17 protein-coding genes and 4 pseudogenes are annotated in these 18,235 nt (G+C 71.6%); 14 read left to right on the top strand and 7 right to left on the bottom strand.

The annotated features are described in order from the left end of the window. From JRG78_RS00810 to JRG78_RS00785, 6 genes and pseudogenes are all read left to right on the top strand, one after another. Positions 1 to 1,470: pseudogene (locus JRG78_RS00810) on the top strand (alanine/glycine:cation symporter family protein). 237 nt (positions 1,471 to 1,707) lie between these two features. Next, positions 1,708 to 3,687 carry an APC family permease gene (locus tag JRG78_RS00805; protein ID WP_259608226.1) on the top strand — a complete coding sequence of 660 codons (1,980 nt, stop codon included), beginning with the start codon at positions 1,708 to 1,710 and terminating at the stop codon, positions 3,685 to 3,687. Positions 3,688 to 3,766: 79 nt separating this feature from the next. Then, a pseudogene (locus JRG78_RS00800) lies at positions 3,767 to 5,206 on the top strand (sensor histidine kinase); the annotation flags it as partial. Beyond that, positions 5,203 to 5,883 carry a response regulator gene (locus tag JRG78_RS00795; protein ID WP_259607130.1) on the top strand — a complete coding sequence of 227 codons (681 nt, stop codon included), beginning with the start codon at positions 5,203 to 5,205 and terminating at the stop codon, positions 5,881 to 5,883. The pseudogene JRG78_RS00800 and the gene JRG78_RS00795, both read left to right, overlap by 4 nt. 11 nt (positions 5,884 to 5,894) lie before the next feature. Further along, entirely contained in the window at positions 5,895 to 7,241 is a 1,347-nt protein-coding gene (locus tag JRG78_RS00790; protein ID WP_259608225.1) for a TrkH family potassium uptake protein, read from the top strand. Between the two features lie 31 nt (positions 7,242 to 7,272). Next, the gene (locus JRG78_RS00785; RefSeq protein WP_259607129.1) at positions 7,273 to 7,968 is read left to right on the top strand and encodes a potassium channel family protein; all 696 of its coding nucleotides are present in this window, start codon (positions 7,273 to 7,275) and stop codon (positions 7,966 to 7,968) included. Positions 7,969 to 8,057: 89 nt separating this feature from the next. On the opposite strand, the gene JRG78_RS00780 is transcribed toward JRG78_RS00785, so the two are convergent. Further along, positions 8,058 to 8,261: a cold-shock protein gene (locus tag JRG78_RS00780; RefSeq protein WP_259608224.1), complete on the bottom strand. Its 204-nt coding sequence runs from the start codon at positions 8,259 to 8,261 to the stop codon at positions 8,058 to 8,060. A 491-nt stretch (positions 8,262 to 8,752) separates the two neighbouring features. Then, positions 8,753 to 9,826, bottom strand: coding sequence for a flavin-containing monooxygenase (locus JRG78_RS00775; protein ID WP_259607128.1), 1,074 nt, complete (start codon positions 9,824 to 9,826; stop codon positions 8,753 to 8,755). 51 nt (positions 9,827 to 9,877) lie between these two features. On the opposite strand from JRG78_RS00775, the gene JRG78_RS00770 reads away from it, so the two are divergent. From JRG78_RS00770 to JRG78_RS00740, 7 genes are all read left to right on the top strand, one after another. Beyond that, on the top strand, positions 9,878 to 10,516 hold the full coding sequence (locus tag JRG78_RS00770) for a TetR/AcrR family transcriptional regulator (RefSeq protein ID WP_259607127.1): 639 nt from the start codon (positions 9,878 to 9,880) through the stop codon (positions 10,514 to 10,516). 124 nt (positions 10,517 to 10,640) lie between these two features. After that, complete coding sequence (locus JRG78_RS00765; protein ID WP_259607126.1) at positions 10,641 to 11,663, top strand: metalloregulator ArsR/SmtB family transcription factor; 1,023 nt, start codon at positions 10,641 to 10,643, stop codon at positions 11,661 to 11,663. Continuing rightward, positions 11,660 to 12,064, top strand: a complete 405-nt coding sequence (locus JRG78_RS00760) for an arsenate reductase ArsC (protein WP_259607125.1) — start codon at positions 11,660 to 11,662, stop codon at positions 12,062 to 12,064. The genes JRG78_RS00765 and JRG78_RS00760 overlap by 4 nt, the downstream gene beginning before the upstream one ends. Positions 12,065 to 12,096: 32 nt before the next feature. Then, positions 12,097 to 12,474 (top strand): VOC family protein, encoded by a 378-nt coding sequence (locus tag JRG78_RS00755; protein WP_259607124.1) that lies wholly within the window; start codon positions 12,097 to 12,099, stop codon positions 12,472 to 12,474. Positions 12,475 to 12,565: 91 nt separating this feature from the next. After that, complete coding sequence (locus tag JRG78_RS00750; protein ID WP_259607123.1) at positions 12,566 to 12,823, top strand: hypothetical protein; 258 nt, start codon at positions 12,566 to 12,568, stop codon at positions 12,821 to 12,823. Next, a complete protein-coding gene (locus tag JRG78_RS00745) occupies positions 12,820 to 13,269 on the top strand; it encodes a polysaccharide deacetylase family protein (protein WP_259607122.1) in 450 nt (149 codons plus the stop codon). The genes JRG78_RS00750 and JRG78_RS00745 overlap by 4 nt, the downstream gene beginning before the upstream one ends. Before the next feature lie 191 nt (positions 13,270 to 13,460). Next, positions 13,461 to 14,708 (top strand): amidohydrolase, encoded by a 1,248-nt coding sequence (locus tag JRG78_RS00740; protein WP_259607120.1) that lies wholly within the window; start codon positions 13,461 to 13,463, stop codon positions 14,706 to 14,708. A gap of 99 nt (positions 14,709 to 14,807) precedes the next feature. Here the strand turns inward: JRG78_RS00740 and JRG78_RS00735 are convergent, their stop codons facing one another. The 3 genes and pseudogenes from JRG78_RS00735 to JRG78_RS00725 all read right to left on the bottom strand — a co-directional run. Beyond that, a complete protein-coding gene (locus tag JRG78_RS00735; protein WP_259607119.1) occupies positions 14,808 to 15,476 on the bottom strand; it encodes a GTP pyrophosphokinase in 669 nt (222 codons plus the stop codon). 117 nt (positions 15,477 to 15,593) lie between these two features. Further along, positions 15,594 to 16,493, bottom strand: a complete 900-nt coding sequence (locus JRG78_RS00730; protein WP_259607118.1) for a dioxygenase family protein — start codon at positions 16,491 to 16,493, stop codon at positions 15,594 to 15,596. A gap of 255 nt (positions 16,494 to 16,748) precedes the next feature. Beyond that, positions 16,749 to 16,979, bottom strand: a pseudogene (locus JRG78_RS00725) (iron chelate uptake ABC transporter family permease subunit); the annotation flags it as partial. Between the two features lies 1 nt (position 16,980). Here JRG78_RS00725 and JRG78_RS00720 point away from each other — a divergent pair. Further along, a pseudogene (locus tag JRG78_RS00720) lies at positions 16,981 to 17,112 on the top strand (SIP domain-containing protein); the annotation flags it as partial. On the opposite strand, the gene JRG78_RS00715 reads toward JRG78_RS00720, so the two are convergent. Both JRG78_RS00715 and JRG78_RS00710 read right to left on the bottom strand, forming a co-directional pair. Further along, positions 17,079 to 17,747: an FMN-binding negative transcriptional regulator gene (locus JRG78_RS00715; protein ID WP_336297693.1), complete on the bottom strand. Its 669-nt coding sequence runs from the start codon at positions 17,745 to 17,747 to the stop codon at positions 17,079 to 17,081. The pseudogene JRG78_RS00720 and the gene JRG78_RS00715 sit on opposite strands and share 34 nt — an antisense overlap. Positions 17,748 to 17,784: 37 nt before the next feature. Next, positions 17,785 to 18,126 (bottom strand): TfoX/Sxy family protein, encoded by a 342-nt coding sequence (locus JRG78_RS00710; protein WP_259607117.1) that lies wholly within the window; start codon positions 18,124 to 18,126, stop codon positions 17,785 to 17,787. Between the last annotated feature and the right edge of the window lie 109 nt (positions 18,127 to 18,235).

Below are 18,235 nucleotides of genomic sequence, written 5' to 3'. Positions count from 1 at the left end.
ATGGACCTGATCAACCAGTTCGTGCTCGACGCCGGCGACAAGCTGTGGACCTGGATCGTCTTCCCGATCCTCGCCGTGCTCGGGGTGTACTTCACGCTGCGCTCAGGAGTCGTGCAGTTCCGGCTGATCCCGGAGATGTTCCGCACACTCACCGACCGCACGCCGACGGATGCCGACGGCCGCCCGCAGTCGGTGTCGGCCTTCCAGGCGTTCACGATCTCGGCGGCATCCCGCGTCGGCGTCGGCAACATCGCCGGCGTCAGCACCGCGATCGCGATCGGCGGCCCGGGCGCGGTGTTCTGGATGTGAACGATGGCGTTCATCGGCGGCGCCTCGAGTTTCATCGAGTCGACCCTCGGCCAGGCGTTCAAGGTGCGCGACCGGGACGGCTTCCGCGGCGGCCCGGCCTATTACATGCAGCACGGCCTGAAGGCGCGATGGATGGGCATCCTGTTCGCGGTCGTGCTCATCCTGTGCTTCCCGTTCTCGTTCAACTCCCTGCAGGCCAATACGATCAGCGCCACCGTCTCCGGCAGCTTCGGCGGCGAGGTCGGCTGGATCCCGTGGGCGGTCGGGGCGGGGCTGGCGGTGCTTACCGCGCTCGTCATCTTCGGCGGCCTGCGCCGGATCGCGTCGGTGTCGCAGGCGGTGGTGCCGCTGATGGCGCTGCTCTACCTGATCCTCGGCCTCATCGTCGTCGGCCTGAACGTCGAGCGGCTGCCCGAGGTGTTCGTCTCCATCTACACTCAGGCGTTCGGCTTCAACGAGGTCGTCGGCGCCACGCTCGGCACCATCATCATGGTCGGCGCGAAGCGCGGCATGTTCTCCAACGAGGCCGGCCTCGGCTCGGCGCCGAACGCCGGCGCGACGGCCGCCGTCACCCACCCGGTCAAGCAGGGGCTGGTGCAGACCCTCGGCGTGTACTTCGACACCTTCCTGGTCTGCTCCATCACCGCGTTCATCGTGCTCGTGGCGACACCCGACCTGGCCGGTGCGGAGCGGGGCATCGTGCTCACCCAGAACGCCCTGGTCGGGTCGCTGGGCACCTGGTCGAACGTTGCCCTCAGCGTGATCATCTTCCTGCTGGCGTTCAGCTCGATCATCGGCAACTACTACTACGGCGAGTCGAACATCGAGTTCATCAACGCCAAGCCGGCCGTGCTCACCGCGTACCGGGCGCTCGTCGTGGTCGTCGTGTTCCTGGGTTCGATCGCCTCGGCCGACCTGATCTGGAACACCGCCGACGGCATCATGGGCGTGATGGCGATCATCAACCTCGTCGCGATCGCGCTGCTGTCCGGGGTGGCGTTCAAGCTGCTGCGCGACTACACCGAGCAGCGCCGCGCGGGCCTGGACCCGGTGTTCACCCGGGCCCGGATGCCCGAGGTCACCGGCATCCAGTGCTGGGAGGACGAGCTCTCGGTGACCGGCCCGGTGCCGATGGCGGGGCGCGGCGCCGCGCGGCGCTGAGCGCGCTCACGCCCCCCGGCATCCGCCTCCCCCCGGACGTCCGTGAGGATTCCGTCAGGAGATCCCGCGCAGCCGTAGGGATTGCGTGAGGAACGTCCGTGCGCGCCCGCACCGCGCGTAGCGTCTCTCGCCGTGGATGCGAAGGATCTCTCGGAAGCCCCGCAGCTGGCCAAACGGCTGATCATCGGCGAACCGCTCACCACCGAGCAGGTCGACGAGCAGCTGCTGCGCAAGCGCATGGCCCTGCCGATCTTCGCCTCCGACGCGCTCAGCTCGGTCGCGTACGCGCCGCAGGAGCTGGTGATGATCCTCGCGCTCGGCGGCCTCGCGTTCCTCAGCTTCGCACCGTGGGTCGCCGCGGCGGTCGTGCTGCTGCTGACGGTCGTGGTGCTCAGCTACCGGCAGCTGATCAAGGCGTACCCGTCCGGCGGCGGCGACTACGAGGTGGCCTCGAAGAACCTCGGCGAGATCCCCGGTGTCACCGTCGCCGCGGCCCTGCTCGTCGACTACGTGCTCACCGTGGCCGTGTCGGTCGCCTCCGGCGTGGACAACATCATCTCCGCCGTGCCGCAGCTCGACCCGGTCCGCGTCGAGCTCGCCGTCGGCTTCGTGCTGCTGATCGTCGTGATCAACCTCCGCGGCGTGCGCGAGGCGTCGCTGGTGTTCGCCATCCCGACCTACGTGTTCATCGGCTCGGTGGGCGTGATGATCGTCACCGGCATCGCCCGCACCCTGCTCGGCGACCCTCCGGTCGCCTCCAGCGCCGCCTTCGGCATGCACGCCGAGGACCTCAGCCAGGCGGCGGTGATCCTGCTGGTGCTGCGCGCGTTCTCGAGCGGATGCTCCGCGCTCACCGGTGTGGAGGCGGTGTCGAACGGCGTCCCGGCGTTCCGCGCCCCGAAGGTCCGCAACGCGCAGCTCACCCTCACCATGATGGGCGGCATCGCGATCGCCCTGTTCTCGGGCCTCACCGCGCTGGCCCTGATCTCCGGCGTCCACTACGCGGAGAACCCGTGCGCGCTCGTCGGCTTCGACTGCACCACCCCGCAGCCCAGCCTGATGGCCCAGGTCGCCGCCGCGACGTTCGGCGGCAGCAGCATCCCGTTCTTCATCATCCAGGCGGCGACCGCGTGCGTGCTGCTGCTCGCCGCCAACACGGCCTTCAACGGCTTCCCGCTGCTGGGGGCGGTGCTGGCCCGCGACGGCTATGCACCGAAGGCGCTGAACACCCGCGGCGACCGCCTGGTGTTCTCGAACGGCATGATCCTGCTCGGCATCGCCGCCATCGCGGTGCTGATCGTGTTCCAGGCGCGGCTGACCACGCTGATCCAGCTCTACATCATCGGCGTGTTCGTCTCGTTCTCGCTCGGCCAGATCGGCATGGTGCGGCATTGGCGACGGATGCTCCGCGCCACCGCGCCCCGCGGGCCGTCGCTTCGGGCATCCGAGCGCCGCGCCGCGCTCACGGGCCTCGCGATCAACGCGATCGGCGCCGTGTTCACGGTGCTCGTCCTGGTGATCGTGACGATCACGAAGTTCACCCACGGCGCCTACCTGGTCTTCTTCGCGATCCCGTTCCTGGCGCTGCTGATGGTGGGCGTGAAGCGCTACTACCGCGACGTCGAGCACGAGATCCGTGTCGACGACGCCGTGCACTTCGGCTCGAGCGGCGACCTCGCCCTCATCCTCGTCAACCGGCTGCAGAAGCCGGTGCTGAAGGCGATCGACTATGCCATCGCGGCCGAGCACGACACCACCCTCGCGATCCACGTCGCGCTCACCCCGGAGGACGGCGAGCAGCTGCAGCGCGAATGGGCGGAGAGACGGATGCCGGTGCCGCTGGTCATCCTGGACTCGCCGTACCGCTCCTACGCGCAGCCGGTGGCGGAGTTCATCGAGAAGTACCGCGAGAAGCACGGGTCGAGCGTCGTGACCGTGTACCTGCCGCAGTACATCGTCGGGCACTGGTGGGAGGCGCTGCTGCACAACCGGCGCGCCCGGCGGATCGCCGGCCAGCTGATGCTGGTGCACGGCGTCTCGATCACGCTGGTGCCGTGGCTGCTGGACTCGTCCGAACTGATCTACGGCCGGCGGTCGCGACCGGTGCCCGGGCAGGAGCGGGCGGGGCGGCCGGTCGTCGCCACCGGCCGGCGGGCGCAGCGACCGGCGGGTCCCCCGGACGCCGCCGTCGAGGCCGGCGCGGGACGGGGAGTCTAGGATGCGAGCGGGAGGGGACATGACCGGTGTCAGGAAGCCGGCGGCCCAGGCGATGAGCGACGGTCGCATGGGCACGGTGCTGCCGCGGATCGCCGGCGGCGCCCTCGGCTGGCGACGGCAGGTCGCCGGGTTCGCGGTCGCGCTGATCGGCGGACCGCTGCTCACCTGGGTCCTCTTCACGCTGCGCAGTCCCGAGTCGATCACCGCGGAGGTGCTCTGGTACCAGCTGCTCGTGGTGGTGGTCGCCCTCATCGGCGGGCTGTTCCCCGCCGTGTTCGCGGCCGTGCTCTCCGGTCTGACGCTCGACCTGCTGTTCGTCGCGCCGCAGTTCTCGATCACGGTGGAGCATCCGCTGCACGCGGTCGCGCTCGGCCTGTACGTGATCAACGCGGTGCTCGTCAGCCTCATCGTCAGCGCCGCGGCGCGGCGCGGCCGGGCCGCGATCCGCGCGACCGCGGAGGCGGAGCTGCTCGTGTCGGTCGCCGGCACGGTGCTGCGCGGCGAGAACGCTGTGCAGGCGCTGATCTCCCGGGCCCGGGAGGCGTTCGGCCTCAGCGGGGTGCGGCTGCTCGCACCCGACGGCGAAGTCATCGCCCTCGACGGCGAGCCGGTGCGCGACGGCCGGTTCACGCCGGTGCCGGTCGGCCGCGACGACGCCGGCCACCCGCGGGCGACGCTGGAGCTGCACGGCGGGCCCCTCGAGCCGCCCGCCCGCCGGCTGCTGGACGTGATCGTGGCGCAGCTGGCGGCCGCCCTCGAGCACACCGACCTGAGCGCGACCGCGAAGGAGGCGGAGGCGCTGGCCGAGACCGACCAGGTGCGCAGCGCGCTGCTCTCGGCTCTCAGCCACGACCTGCGCCGGCCGCTGGCCTCGGCGATGGCCGCCGTCGGCGGACTGCGCGCCGCCCACGACCTCTCACCCGCCGACCGCGACGAGCTGATCGCCACCGCGGACGAGAGCCTGTCCACGCTGTCGGCCCTGATCACCGACCTGCTCGACGTCAGCCGGGTGCAGGCCGGCGTGCTCGCGGTGTCCCTCACCGCGACGGATGCCGAGGACACGGTCCTCGCGGCGCTGGACGAGCTGGGCCTGACCCCCGAGGACGTCGAGCTGGACCTCGACCCCTCGCTGCCGCCGCTCCTCGCGGACCCCGTGCTGCTGCAGCGCGTGCTGGTGAACGTGCTCGCGAACGCGCACCGGCACGCCCCGGCGGGCACCACGGTCGTCGTGGCGACCGCCCGGAGGGGAGGCTTCGGCGAGATCCGCGTGATCGACCACGGCGCCGGGGTGCCTCCGGAGCGGCAGCGCAGCATGTTCGCCCCGTTCCAGCGGTTCGGCGACACCGACAACACCACCGGCCTCGGCCTGGGTCTCGCCCTCTCGAAGGGGTTCACCGAGGGGATGGGCGGCACGCTCGCCCCCGAGAGCACCCCGGGCGGCGGGCTCACCATGGCGATCTCGCTGCCGCTGGCCCCGGCATCCGCTCGTCCGGACACGACCGGGGAGGACGCCTCGTGAAGCTGCTGATCGCCGACGACGACCCGCAGCTGGTGCGGGCGCTGCGCATCACCCTGGCCGCGCACGGCTATGAGGTGGTCGCGGCGGCCGACGGGGCGGAGGCCGTGACGATGGCCGCGCAGACGCATCCGGACATCATCCTGCTCGACCTGGGCATGCCGCGTCTGGACGGCGTCGAGGTGATCCACGCACTGCGCGGCTGGACGCGCGCGCCGATCATCGTCGTCTCCGGCCGCACCGGTTCCGCCGACAAGGTGGACGCGCTGGACGCCGGCGCCGACGACTACGTCACCAAGCCGTTCCAGGTGGACGAGCTGCTCGCCCGGCTGCGCGCGCTGGCCCGGCGCACCGCCCCGGATCCCGCCGCCGGGGCGGCGGTGGTGCGGTTCGGAGACGTCGTGGTCGACCTCGCGGCGCGCCTGGTCACCCGCGACGGAGATCCCGTGCACCTCACGCCCACGGAATGGCGGATGCTGGAGCACCTGTGCCGGCATCCGGGCGCGCTGGTCACCCGGCAGGAGCTGCTCCGCGAGATCTGGGGCACCGATCAGGTGTCGGACTCCGGGTACCTGCGGCTGTACATGTCCCAGCTGCGCAAGAAGCTCGAGCGCGAACCGGGCGCCCCCGTGCACCTGCGCACCGAGGCCGGCATGGGCTACCGGCTGGTGCTGTCGTGAGCGCCGGTGTGATGGCGCCGCGCACCGGCCGCCACCACCCGCTCGCCCCCGCCCAGGCCATCGCGACCGGATTCGGCACGACCATCGTGCTGGGGGCGCTGGTCCTGATGCTGCCGATCTCGTCCGCCGGGGCTCGCTGGACCGGTCCTGTCGAGGCGCTGTTCACCTCCACATCGGCGGTCTGTGTGACCGGCCTCATCGTCGTCGACACCGCCGTGTACTGGAGCCCGTTCGGCAAGATCGTCATCATGCTGCTCATCCAGCTGGGCGGGCTGGGGATCATGCTGTTCGCGGCGCTCGTCGGCATCGCCCTGGCGCGACGGCTGTCGGTGCGCTCGCGCCTGATCACCAGCACCGAGACGAAGTCGCCGGATGCCGGGAACGTGCGCCGGCTCGCGGCGGGCATCCTGGCCACCACCCTCGTGATCGAGGGGGTCGTCGCGGTCCTGCTGTTCCTGCGGTTCACGACCGGCCACGGGTACGACCCTGCCCGAGCCGCCTGGCACGCCGTCTTCCACGCGGTGTCCTCGTTCAACAACGCCGGGTTCGCCCTGTACAGCGACAGCCTGATGGGCTTCGTCACCGACCCGTGGATCACCCTCCCGCTGTGCGCGGCCACCATCCTGGGCGGTCTCGGCTTCCCGGTGCTGCGCCAGCTGCGCCGCGAACTGCGCCGCCCGCTGCACTGGACCATGAACACCAGGATCGTGCTCGTGGGCACCGCCGCGCTGCTGGCGGTCGGGATGCTGAGCGTCACGGTCACCGAGTGGGACAACCCCGGCACCTTCGGCGCCCTGGACCCGGCGTCGCGGCTGCTGGCCGGCTTCGTGTACTCGGTGCAGGCCCGCACCGCCGGGTTCAACTCGGTGGACATCGCGCAGCTGCACGACGAGACCTGGCTCATCACCGACGTGCTGATGTTCATCGGCGCCGGGCCCGCCGGCACCGCCGGCGGCATCAAGGTCACCACGTTCGCGGTGCTGTTCTTCATCATGTGGACCGAGCTGCGCGGCGGCGCGGCGGTGAACGTGTTCGGCAAGCGGCTGTCCCGCGCGGTGCACCGCGAGGCGATCACGGTGGTTCTGGTCGCGATCGCCGCCGTGATGGCTGGCGTGATCGCGATCCTCGCGATGACGGAGCTCGACCTCGACAAGGTGCTCTTCGAGGCGGTGTCGGCGTTCGCGACCGTCGGCCTGTCCACCGGCATCACCGCCGACCTGCCGGCGGCGGCGAAGCTCATCCTCGTCGCGCTCATGTTCCTCGGCCGGCTCGGCCCGCTCACCCTCGGCTCCGCCCTCGCCCTGCGCGAGCGGCGCATCGCCTACGAACTCCCCAAGGAGCGTCCCGCGATCGGCTGATCACGGATGCCCATCACGAAAGGATCCGCCCGTGTCCACCTTCCTGTCGTTCGGCCATGACGCCCGCCGCATCGCCGAGGCCGACTCCGTCGCCGTCATCGGGCTGGGCCGCTTCGGCACGTCCCTCGCCCTGGAGCTGATGGCTTCCGGGACCGAGGTGCTCGGCATCGACGGCGACGAGGACATCGTGCAGGCGCTGAACGGTGAACTCACCCAGGTGGTCCGCGCCGACTCCACGAAGCTCGAGGTGCTGCAGCAGCTCGCGATCGGCGATTTCGATCGCGTCGTCGTCGCGATCGGCAGCGACATCACCGCCTCCATCCTCACCGCCTCGCTGCTGCTGCAGCTGCAGGTACCGGTGATCTGGGCGAAGGCCGTGGACGAGCGGCACGGCGCCGTGCTCGAGCAGCTGGGCGTGCACCGCGTCATCTACCCGGAGAAGGATATGGGCCGCAGAGTCGCCCACCTCGTGCGCGGGGCCGCCGCGGACTACCTGGAGATCGACAAGGGGTTCGCCATCGTGAAGACGACGGCACCGCGGTCTCTGCACGGCGTGACCCTCGCCGACGCCGCGGTGCGGGCGTCCCACGGTGTCACGGTCGCCGCGCACCGCTCGGAGGAGGGCTCGTGGACCAACGCCTCCCCCGAGACCGTCCTCGGTGCCGGGGACACTGTGCTCGTGGTCGGCCCGATCGCGAAGGTCGAGCGCTTCGCGCAGCTGCGGTGAAGCGGAGGACCTGCATGCGCGGCCGCGGCTCGGCAGACGACAAACCGGCCGAACCCCGAAGGATCCGGCCGGTTCGAGTCGCAGGGCGCTCAGAGAGCGCGGATGTTCACCGCCTGCATGCCCTTGGGGCCGCGCTCGGGGTCGAACTCGACCTTCTGGTTCTCGCGGAGCTCCTTGAAGCCCGACCCGGCGATCGCCGAGAAGTGGGCGAACAGGTCGTCCGAACCGTCGTCCGGAGCGATGAAGCCGAAGCCCTTCTCCGAGTTGAACCATTTCACAGTGCCAGTGGCCATGTGCTTCTTCTTTCTGTTAATCGGGCCGCTTGCGCGACCGGGGGCGCCGCGCCGGAACTTCCGGCGGGCACGATGAGGGGTCTGGGAGCGGGAGGCCACGGCGGCGGCATCCGCTTCGGGGTCGAAGGCGGCGACAGCGGCCTCGGCATCCGGGAGGGAGTCGAACCGGCCGAGCCGCTGACCGCGCGGACCGTGGGCGAAGACGCCGTCGGGGTCGACGACGACATGACCGGCGTACTCGCCGGATCGGGTGGCGACCCGGACATCGATGTCCGCGTCACGCCAATGAACGAGGCCGGGGGCGCATTCCCCGCAGCCGACTGCGTAGGTCAAGAAGTGTGCTTTCGGTGGATCCGTGCCGAACAGAAGCGCAGAGATCGGATCCTGGGTGTTGATGCCGCACACGTCGCGGGAAGCGATCGCGGGCTGTGCTGAAAAGTAGGCCTCCGGTGGGAGGGACGCTTCACCATAGCACGCCGACCTGGGGATCCCTACCCAGCCTTCACCGTCGGCGCGGCGGTGCGCGCGAGCGCGTCGGCGACGAACGCCGCATCCCTGCCCGCGCCGCCGATCAGGGTCGAGGTCAGACCGAACTGGAACGGCAGGCCGAGGAAGGCGAGGCCGTCCACGTCGGTGGACAGCCCCCGGATGTGCGCGGGCAGGCCCCGATCGTCCACCGCGAGACCTTCGACCCAGCCCAGGTCGGACCGGTAGCCGGTCGCCCAGAGCACGGCGTCGCACTCGACGACCCGCCCGTCCTCGAGCACCGGCAGCCCGCCGGAGACACCGGTCATCCGCGGTCCGCGCGCCGCGCCGGCCTCGTCCAGGTCCCGGGCGGTGATCCCGATCAGGGGCGCGCCGGCGTAGGGCGCCCGGAGCGCGGCCTTCCGTCCGATCGGCGTCGCCCGGGTGAGCACCCGGTGCAGGAAGGCGAACCAGGCCGTGCCGGCGACGGCGAGCAGGCGGCGCGGGATGCGGGGCCTCGGCCGCCCGGCGACCGTGACATCCCTGCCGGCGCGGGCGAGCTCGACGCCGAGCTGCACGCCGGAGGTGCCGCACCCGACGACGAGCACCCGCCGCCCCGGCAGATCGTCCGGCCGGCGGTACTCCGACGTGTGCCGCTGCCGGATCCCCGGGTCGAGCTCGGCCGCCGCAGCCGGAACGCGGGGACGGCTGTCCCCGCCCGTGGCGATCACGACGCGCCGGCTGCGCCACGAGCGCTCCGCGGTGCCGACGACGAATCCTCCAGACGGGTCGGCGGTCACGCGGGCGACCCGGGTGCCGGTGTGCAGCGGGACGGCGGCGCGCTCGGCGTAGTCGTCGAGGTACCCGGCGAACTCGGCCGCCGTCGGCCGGTGCCGGGGCGGCGCCGGGAACGGCATCCCCGGCAGGGCGTCGAACCGCGCCGGCGTGAACAGGCGCAGCGAGTCCCAGCGCCGGCGCCAGACGTCCCCCGGCGCGTCGTCGCCGGTGAGCACCTCGTGCGCCACGCCGCGGTCGCGCAGTTCGCGGCTGAGAGCGAGGCCGCACTGACCTGCGCCGATGACGAGGACGTCGGTGTCCATGACACGCTCCTTAGAACGTGATTCCATTTGATAGAACGCTGTTCTAAGAACATGGAGCAGGCCACGGCAAGACCTTCTCGCCGGCACGCGGCGCAGGCGGCGACCGGCGCGGCCATCGTGGACGCCGCCGACCGGCTGTTCCGGCAGCACGGCTACGTCGCGACCACGATCGGCATGATCGCGCGGGAGGCCGGCGCAGCCGTGCAGACCGTCTACATCACCGTCGGCGGCAAGGCCGCCGTGCTCTCCGCCGTGCTCGATCGCAGCGCGGCGGGCACCGAGGACAGGCCCGTGGTGGAGTTCCTCGCCGACCGGATCGACCGCGCCGGCGACGCCCGGGCGGTGATCGCCGTCCTCGCGGACTGGCTGGCCGAGGCGAACGCGCGCACCCACGCCGTCCACCGGGTGATCGCCCAGGCCGCCGCGGTGGACCCTGAGATCGCCACCCTGCAGACCCGGCGAGCGCAGCAGCGGCTGGAGCGCTACGGCCGCGCCGCCGTCACGCTGCGCGAGCGCGGCGGTCTGCGTCCCGAGCTGTCCGACGCCGAGGCCGCGGCGACCATCTGGTCGATCGGGTCGCCGGCGACCTGGGAGGCTCTCGTGCTGCAGGCCGGGTGGAGCACGAAGACGCACCGGGACTGGATGGAGCGCACCCTCCGCGCAGCGCTGTTGACGGAGGCGGCCGGCTGACCGATCGGCTCCTCACGCTGCGGAGCATCCGGTGTTGTCCTCTGCCTCGATCCCTGTCAATATAGACGCGGATCAAAACAGGACCGCCCGTGAGCGCGGCGGCGACAATGCGGGAGCTGATCGCATGACGAGCACGGCACTCGCCGATGAACCGGTGTGCACGCCGACGGCCGCGCACGCCATCGGCGCCGAAGCGGCAGCCTCGGTCGCGAGCGCGCTCAAGGCGCTGTCCGAGCCGCTGCGGCTGCGGATGCTCTCCGCCATCGCCGCCGACCCCCGCGGCGAATGCTGCGTGTGCGACCTGGCGGCCCTCGCCGATGTCTCGCAGCCGACCGTGTCCCACCACCTAAAGGTGCTCAAGGAGGCCGGCATCCTGCGCTCCGAGCGCCGCGGCACCTGGGTGTGGTACCGCATCGAGCCGCGGCGGCGCGCCGCCGTCACGGCGCTGCTCGAGGCGTTCGCCCCGGCCGCCGTGGGGACGCCGGATGCCGGCGAGCCGCACGCCGCTCGCCTGCCCGACCTCGACGGCCGCGTGACCCGCCTCGCGGAGCAGCTCGCCGCCGAGACGCCCGCGTTCGCCCCGGATGCCGTGCTGCAGATCGTCCGCGAGTCGTACACCTCGCTGGCGCGCAGCGCGAGAGTGACCTCGGCGCTGATCCCGCTGACCGAGCGCTTCGCCCGCCAGCGCCTCGCCGATCTGCGCCGCGCGGGTCTCGGCCCCGATCGCGCGGCATCGGCTCCACAGGTGCTGTTCGTGTGCGTCGCGAACGCCGGCCGGTCGCAGCTGGCCGCCGCGCTGGTGAACAGCATCAGCGGCAGCCGCGTGATCGCGCGGTCGGCCGGTTCCCAGCCCGCGGACGCCGTGCATCCCCACGTGCGCACGCTGCTCGCTGAGATCGAGGGGGACGCCGCGGCCGAGCGCTTCCCCAAGCCGCTCACCGACGACGCGGTCCGCGCCGTCGACGTCGTCGTCACGATGGGCTGCGGCGACGTGTGCCCGGTGATCCCGGGGGTGCGCTACGAGGACTGGGCCGTGGGCGATCCCGCCCTGGCATCCGCCGAGGGCGCCCGCGCCATCCGCGACGACATCGCCGGGCGCGTCCGCGCTCTGCTCGCCACCCTGGACATCCCCGAGGAGACCCGATGACCGACGCCAAGCCCTCCGTCCTCTTCGTCTGCGTGCACAACGCCGGGCGCTCGCAGATGGCCGCGGGGTTCCTCCGCGAACTCGGCGGCGGACGCATCGAGGTGCGCTCGGCCGGCTCGATGCCGGCATCCGACATCAACCCGGTGGCCGTCGCGGCGATGGCCGAGGTGGGCATCGACATCGCCGGCGAGCAGCCGAAGGTGCTCACGACGGATGCCGTGCAGGCCTCCGACGTCGTGATCACGATGGGCTGCGGCGACGCCTGCCCGTTCTTCCCCGGCAAGCGCTACGAGGACTGGAAACTCGACGACCCCGCCGGTCAGGGCATCGAGGCGGTGCGGCCGATCCGCGACGAGATCCGCCGCCGCGTCGAGGAGCTCGTCGCCGACCTGCGGGGCTGACGCCGGCATCAGCGCGGTGGTACCGTCGCCGCATGGACGCCGTCTCGCTCGGCCCGATCGGCCAGATCTCCCGCTCCGTCGACGACATCGCGGCCGCCGAGGCGTGGTACCGGGATGTGCTCGGGCTGCGCCACCTCTACACGTTCGGCACGCTGAGCTTCTTCGAGTGCGACGGCACGCGACTGTTCCTCTCCCAGGGCGACGGGCCGGTGCACGAGGAGTCGATCCTGTACTTCCGGGTGCCGGACATCGAGCGGGCGCGGGCCGACCTCGGCGAGCGCGGGGTCGTCTTCACGCACGAGCCGCAGCTCATCCACACCCACGAGGACGGATGCCAGGAGTGGATGGCCTTCTTCACCGACCTGGAGGGCCGCCCGCTCGCCCTGATGGAGCAGCGCCGGCCGGAGTGACGTCGCGGGGTTCCGCACGCTTCCGCGGGCCATCCGGACGACATCCGCCCGGCGTCCGGGGAATGACCCTCGCCGTCCCTAGGATCAAGGCGTGACCCTCCCCGCTCCGCGCCCCCGCCGGTACTCCCGCCGGCGGCGGCGCCGTCTGACGTTCACCGTGATCGGCGCCGTGGCGCTGGCGGGTGCCGCCGTCGCCGCGTTCGCGCTGATGCCGGCCCTGCGCGGAGAGCAGTCCCCGGCATCCGGCGAGCGCACGGCGGCCGGCGCGCCGACGCCGACGCCGACACGGCGCACGACGAGCTGGACGCGTTCGTCGACGGGCGGCTGTACCTTCCGCCGCGGTCCGTGATCGTCACCGACGACGACGCCGACCCGACCTGGTTCGACCTGGCCGTGCCGGTGGTGGTGAAGCACAAGGTCCTCACGACGTCGTTCGTGATCACCGAGTACCGACAGGACCCGTCGCCGTCGCCCTACGTGCTGCAGCGCTCGCACACGCACGACATGCACGAGGCGGGCGAGAACGGCCGCGGCCGGATGACGAACTGGTCCGCCGAGCAGATCGCCGCCGACCTGGAGACCTCGGCCGCCATCCTCGGCGCCAAGGAGGTCGTCGCGTACCCGTTCGGTCACTACACCGAGACCACGAAGGAGGGCACCGCGAAGGCCGGCTTCACCTTCGGGCGCACGATCGAGTGGGGCTACGTCACCCCGGGCACCGACAAGCTGGCGCTCCCCGTGATCCGGGTCAACTACGGCGACTCCGTCGACGCCCTCGCGTCCTGGATCGGCTGACGGCGCGCCTGGCCCCCAGCCCCACCCACCCGGAGCCCCATCCATCCGCAGCCCCACCCACCCGTCGCGACACATTGTGTCCGTACCTGCGGGTGCCCGTCGGGACGACCCACCCCTCGGGACACAATGTGTCAGAACGTGCGGGTGGACGCCGAGCCGTCGGAGCGTCACCGCTCGCTAGGCTCACCCGTATGGCCATCGACCTCGAAGCGCTGTACACCGACCTGCACCGGCATCCGGAGCTGTCGTTCCAGGAGACCCGCACCGCCGGCATCGCCGCCGCGCACCTGCGCGACCTGGGACTCGAGGTGCACGAGGGCGTCGGCGTCACCGGCGTGGTCGGTGTGCTCCGCAACCCCAAGCGCGGTCAGGGCGGCGAGCCCGCCCAGGCATCCGGCCCGGTCGTCTGGCTCCGCGCCGACATGGACGCCCTCCCGGTGAAGGAGGACACCGGCCTGCCCTACGCGTCCACCGCGACCGGCGTCGACCCCGACGGGCACACCGTGCCGGTGATGCACGCGTGCGGCCACGACATGCACGTCACCGCGATGATCGGCGCCGTGGAGCGCCTGGTCGCCGACCGCGCTGAGTGGCACGGCACCGTCGTCGTGATCATCCAGCCCGCCGAGGAGTTCGGCGCCGGGGCCCGCACCATGCTCGACGACGGGATGCTGGCGCGCTTCCCCCGCCCGGACGTGGTCCTCGGGCAGCACCTCACCCCGCTGCCCGCCGGCGTGATCGGCGTGCGCCCGGGGCCGCAGATGTCGGCATCCGACGGCATCCAGGTGGTGATGCACGGCCGCGGCGGGCACGGATCCCGGCCACACGCCACCATCGACCCGATCGTGATGGCCGCCTCCACCGTGATGCGGCTGCAGACCGTTGTGTCGCGCGAGGTCGACCCGCGGGAGCTGGCGGTGGTCACCGTCGGGGCGATCCACGCCGGCACCAAGAACAACATCATCCCGGCGGATGCCACGCTGCAGCTCAGCCTCCGGTACCCGGACGAGGCGCTGCGCGACAAGGTCCTCGAGAAGGTAGAGCGGGTGATCCGGGCGGAAGCCCTGGCATCCGGAGCCGAACGGGAGCCGGAGATCTCGACCCTGCACACCCTCCCGGCGACGATCAACGACCCGGATGCCACGGCGCGGGTCGTCGCCGCGTTCCACGAGGAGTTCGGCGAGCACGCCGTCGTCGACCCGGGGCTGTTCACTGGAAGCGAGGACGTGTCGTGGTTCGCCCGCGACGCCGGCGCGCCGCTGGTGTTCTGGTTCTGGGGCGGCATCGACCCCGACGACTACCGGGCCGCCGCGCGGGCGGGGACGGTCGACCGCGACATCCCGACCAACCACTCCCCGTTCTTCGCGCCCGTCCTGCATCCGACCATCGACGTCGGCGTCACCGCGATGACCACCGCCGCCCGCACGTTCCTGGGCTGATCCCCCCGGCGACACATTGTGTCGCGTCGTGCTGGTCCGGGGCGCGACAACCCACCTCACCGGACACAATGTGGCGGGAAGGGCAGGTCGTCCCGGGAGTCAGGCCTCCAGAGCCCGCTGGTTCACGGCGTGCGCCTCGTGGTGCAGCCGCTCCATGCGCAGGTCGAGCTCACCGGCGGCCTCGGCCGCCTCGGTGAGGCTCTGCACCAGATGGCTCGGCACCTGCCCCTGGAACTTGTAGTGGATCTTGTGCTCCAGGCTCGCCCAGAAGTCCATCGCGATGGTGCGGAACTGCACCTCGACCGGCACCGGCACCGGTCCGGTGGAGAGGAACACCGGCACCTCGACGATCGCGTGCAGGCTGCGGTAGCCGTTCGGCTTCGGCTGGGCGATGTAGTCCTTCACGATCTTCACGGTGACGTCGTCCTGCTGGGTGAGCAGCTGGAACAGCCGGTACACGTCGGAGACGAAGCTGCACGTGACCCGCACCCCGGCGATGTCGGTGATCTCGCGACGGATGGTGTCGAAGTCGGGCTCGATGCCCTTCCGCGCAACCTTCTCGACGATGCTGTCCGGCGACTTCAGCCGGCTCTTCACGTGCTCGATCGGGTTGTACGCGTGGTTGTGGGTGAACTCGTCGCGCAGGATGGAGATCTTGGTCTCGACCTCCCGCATCCCGAACTCGTACTCCCGCAGGAACCGTTGGAACGCGTCTCGCAGTTGCCTGGCCTCCGCGATCGCGGCGGCGTCGACGGGAACCGTGGTCATGTCTTCGACGTTACGCACAGGTGATCGGAATCGCCTGGGCGTTCGCGGCCGGCGGACGGATGCCGTCGCGGCACCGTGATCGGATGCCATCGGTCACACCGCGATCGGATGCCATCATCACACCGCGATCGACAGCGCAGCCGTGTAGCCGTCGTCGACGCTGCCGGTCATCGTCGCCAGCTGCAGGATGCCGCCGTCATCGCCGAACACGTTGTCGCCGGTGAGCGTCACCCGCGAGGCGTTGCGCACGCTCGACTCGTACCCCGAGGTCGCGTACACCTTGGCGTTCGTCTCCTCGGGCAGGGCGATCTGCGAGGTCTTCACGATCGGTCCGGTCGCGACCGCCGTGGCGACGTCCTGATACACCTCGAAGTGGATGTGCGGCCACCGGCCGGAGTAGCACGCCGGGTAGATCGACCGGAAGCGCACCGTGCCGGTGTCGTCGGTCTCCTGCACGCCGCGCAGGTAGTTCTCGTTCTTCGCGGCATCCGAGTACAGCGAGTAGTTGCCGTCGCGGTCACAGTGCCAGAGGTACACGCCGGCACCCGCCATCGCCGCGCCCGTGGTGGCGTCGCGGACGGTGAGCACGATGTCGAGCGGGACGCCCTCGGCCGTCGTGGCCGACGAGCCGAAGCTGGAACGGATGTCGCTGCGCACGATGCCGGAGTCGTCGAGCACGTTCACCCCGTTCGAGCCGTCGGCCGGGTAGGGGCCGGCGGTCTCGTTCGGCACCTCCCCCTCGAGGAGGTCGCTGTTGTCCTGTCCGGTCGGAGCGCCGCCCTGGCCGCCGTCGGGCGGGGCGGGGCGACCGTCGGTGCCCGTGGTGCTCGTGCTATTCGCGCCGGTGTCGGAGGGCGGTGCGCACGCGGCGAGCAGCGCCGTCGCGGCGATCCCGCCGAAGATCCCGAGCGCCCGCCGGCGGTCGATGAGCGTGCGGATGTCGTAGACGAGGCCGCGGTGGTCCTCATCGATCTCGTGGCCGTTCGCGTCGAGCCAGCGGGGGTCGGTGGAGTTCATGGTGTCGTCCTTTCCCAGGGGAAGAGAACACCACGTGCGTCTGGGGCGCGTCGATGCCCCGGCTATGCGGATGCCCAGAACGCCGAGCGTTCGCGACTCGCGCTGTTGCCCGCGCGCCGCGGGGAGGATCCCGCACGCGCGACGACCTCCCGCGATGCGGAAAGCTCCCGGCGACCGGCATCCGCCCGACCGCCGGGAGAATCGCGCACCCCCAAGGCCCGCGGGAGGTGCGGCGGGCGGGCCGCCCGCTCCGGGCTACGCGTCCCGCGATCTCCAGAGGAGCCAGACGAAGTACGGGGCGCCGAGGAGGGCGACGACCAGGTCGGCGGGCAGCTGGGCGGGGGCGAGCACGGTGCGGCCGATGGCATCCGCCGTCCCGACGAGCACGGCACCGAGCAGCACCGCCACCGGGATCACTCGCGTGTGCCGGGCGCCGACGAGGGCGCGGGCGGCGTGCGGGGCGACCAGCCCGACGAAGCCGACCACGCACGCCTGGCTCGCCGGCGAGGCCGGCACCATCACCGCGCTGCGCCGGCACCTGGTGCGCGACCTCGGCGTCGACCGCCGCTCGGTCGCGTTCATGGGCTACTGGCGCGCCGGCCGAGCCGAGAGCGCCTGACCCGGGGCGCCTGCCCCGGCGACTCCGGCGGGCGCCGTCAGTTGCGCCGTCGCATCTCCTCGGCGAGCTCCGGGTTCCCGCCCTCGACGTGCCGGATGATGTTCTCGCGCACCTCGGGCGTCTTGTTCTGGCTGAGCTTGGCGCGCGTCGAAGCGCGTCACCCGCATCCGCAGACCCACCGTGCCGCGGGCGATGCGCCGTGTGCCCTCCTCGTCCTCGGCGAGGCTGCGTCCGCCGGGCCGGCCGTGCTCGAAGTGATCGGTGAGACGCGAGAGCATGGCGTAGTTCTCCTCGAACCCGAGGATCTCCGGCACCCCGTACAGGTGCGCGGTGAGGTGGTTCCAGGTCGGCACGAGGTCGCCCGGGGCGTACCAGCTGGAGGACACGTAGTCGTGCGGCCCCTGCACGATCACGAGGATCTCGTGCCTGCCGAGCTCGTGCAGCTCGTCGTCCGGACGCCCGAAGTGGCTCACGATCGTGATGCCCTCCCGGTCCTCCTCGTCGATCAGGATCGGGTAGTGCGAGGCGACGAGCCCGGTGGACGCCGGCGAGACGAACGTCGCCCACGGATGCCGGCGGATCAGCTCCCTGACCTCGTCGACGTCGTCCATGATGTAACGCGGCGTGTGGCGCATGGATCACCCCTTCCGGTGCTCTCGGGTCCCGTCCGAGTCAAGCACCTCCGCCGAGCGACGTCACGTACGCGAGCGCTTCGCGCACCAGTGGCGTCCACCGGGCCAGGGTGCCGTCGCGGTCGGCGGCCGCGGGCACGGAGATCCACTCGCGCATGGTCCGCTTCCCCATCGTGACCTCGGATGCCTCGCCGGCGGCGATCAGCTCGAGGGCCCGCTCGCGCGGCACCTTCGTGATCATCCGGTCGTCGGCGCCGAGGAAGGCCACGATCTTTCCGTCGGCGCGGATGCCCGGCCGGCGGAACATCGTACCGATATCGAGCATCCCGTCGTGGTCGAGCATTCCGGCGATCTCCTGCAGCAGCTCCTCGTCGGCGATCATCGCCGCTCCTCCCTTTCGGCGACCCTCACGGCCTGATCGCTCACGGTGGCAGTCTAGGGCGGGGCCCCGGCATCCGTTCGGGGCCCGGGCCGTCGGCGTCCGGCCCCCG

The sequence above is a fragment of the Microbacterium sp. EF45047 genome (genome assembly GCF_028472845.1).
GTDB classification, from domain to species: Bacteria; Actinomycetota; Actinomycetes; order Actinomycetales; family Microbacteriaceae; genus Microbacterium; species Microbacterium neungamense.
This window is presented reverse-complemented; position numbering and strand designations above follow the sequence as displayed.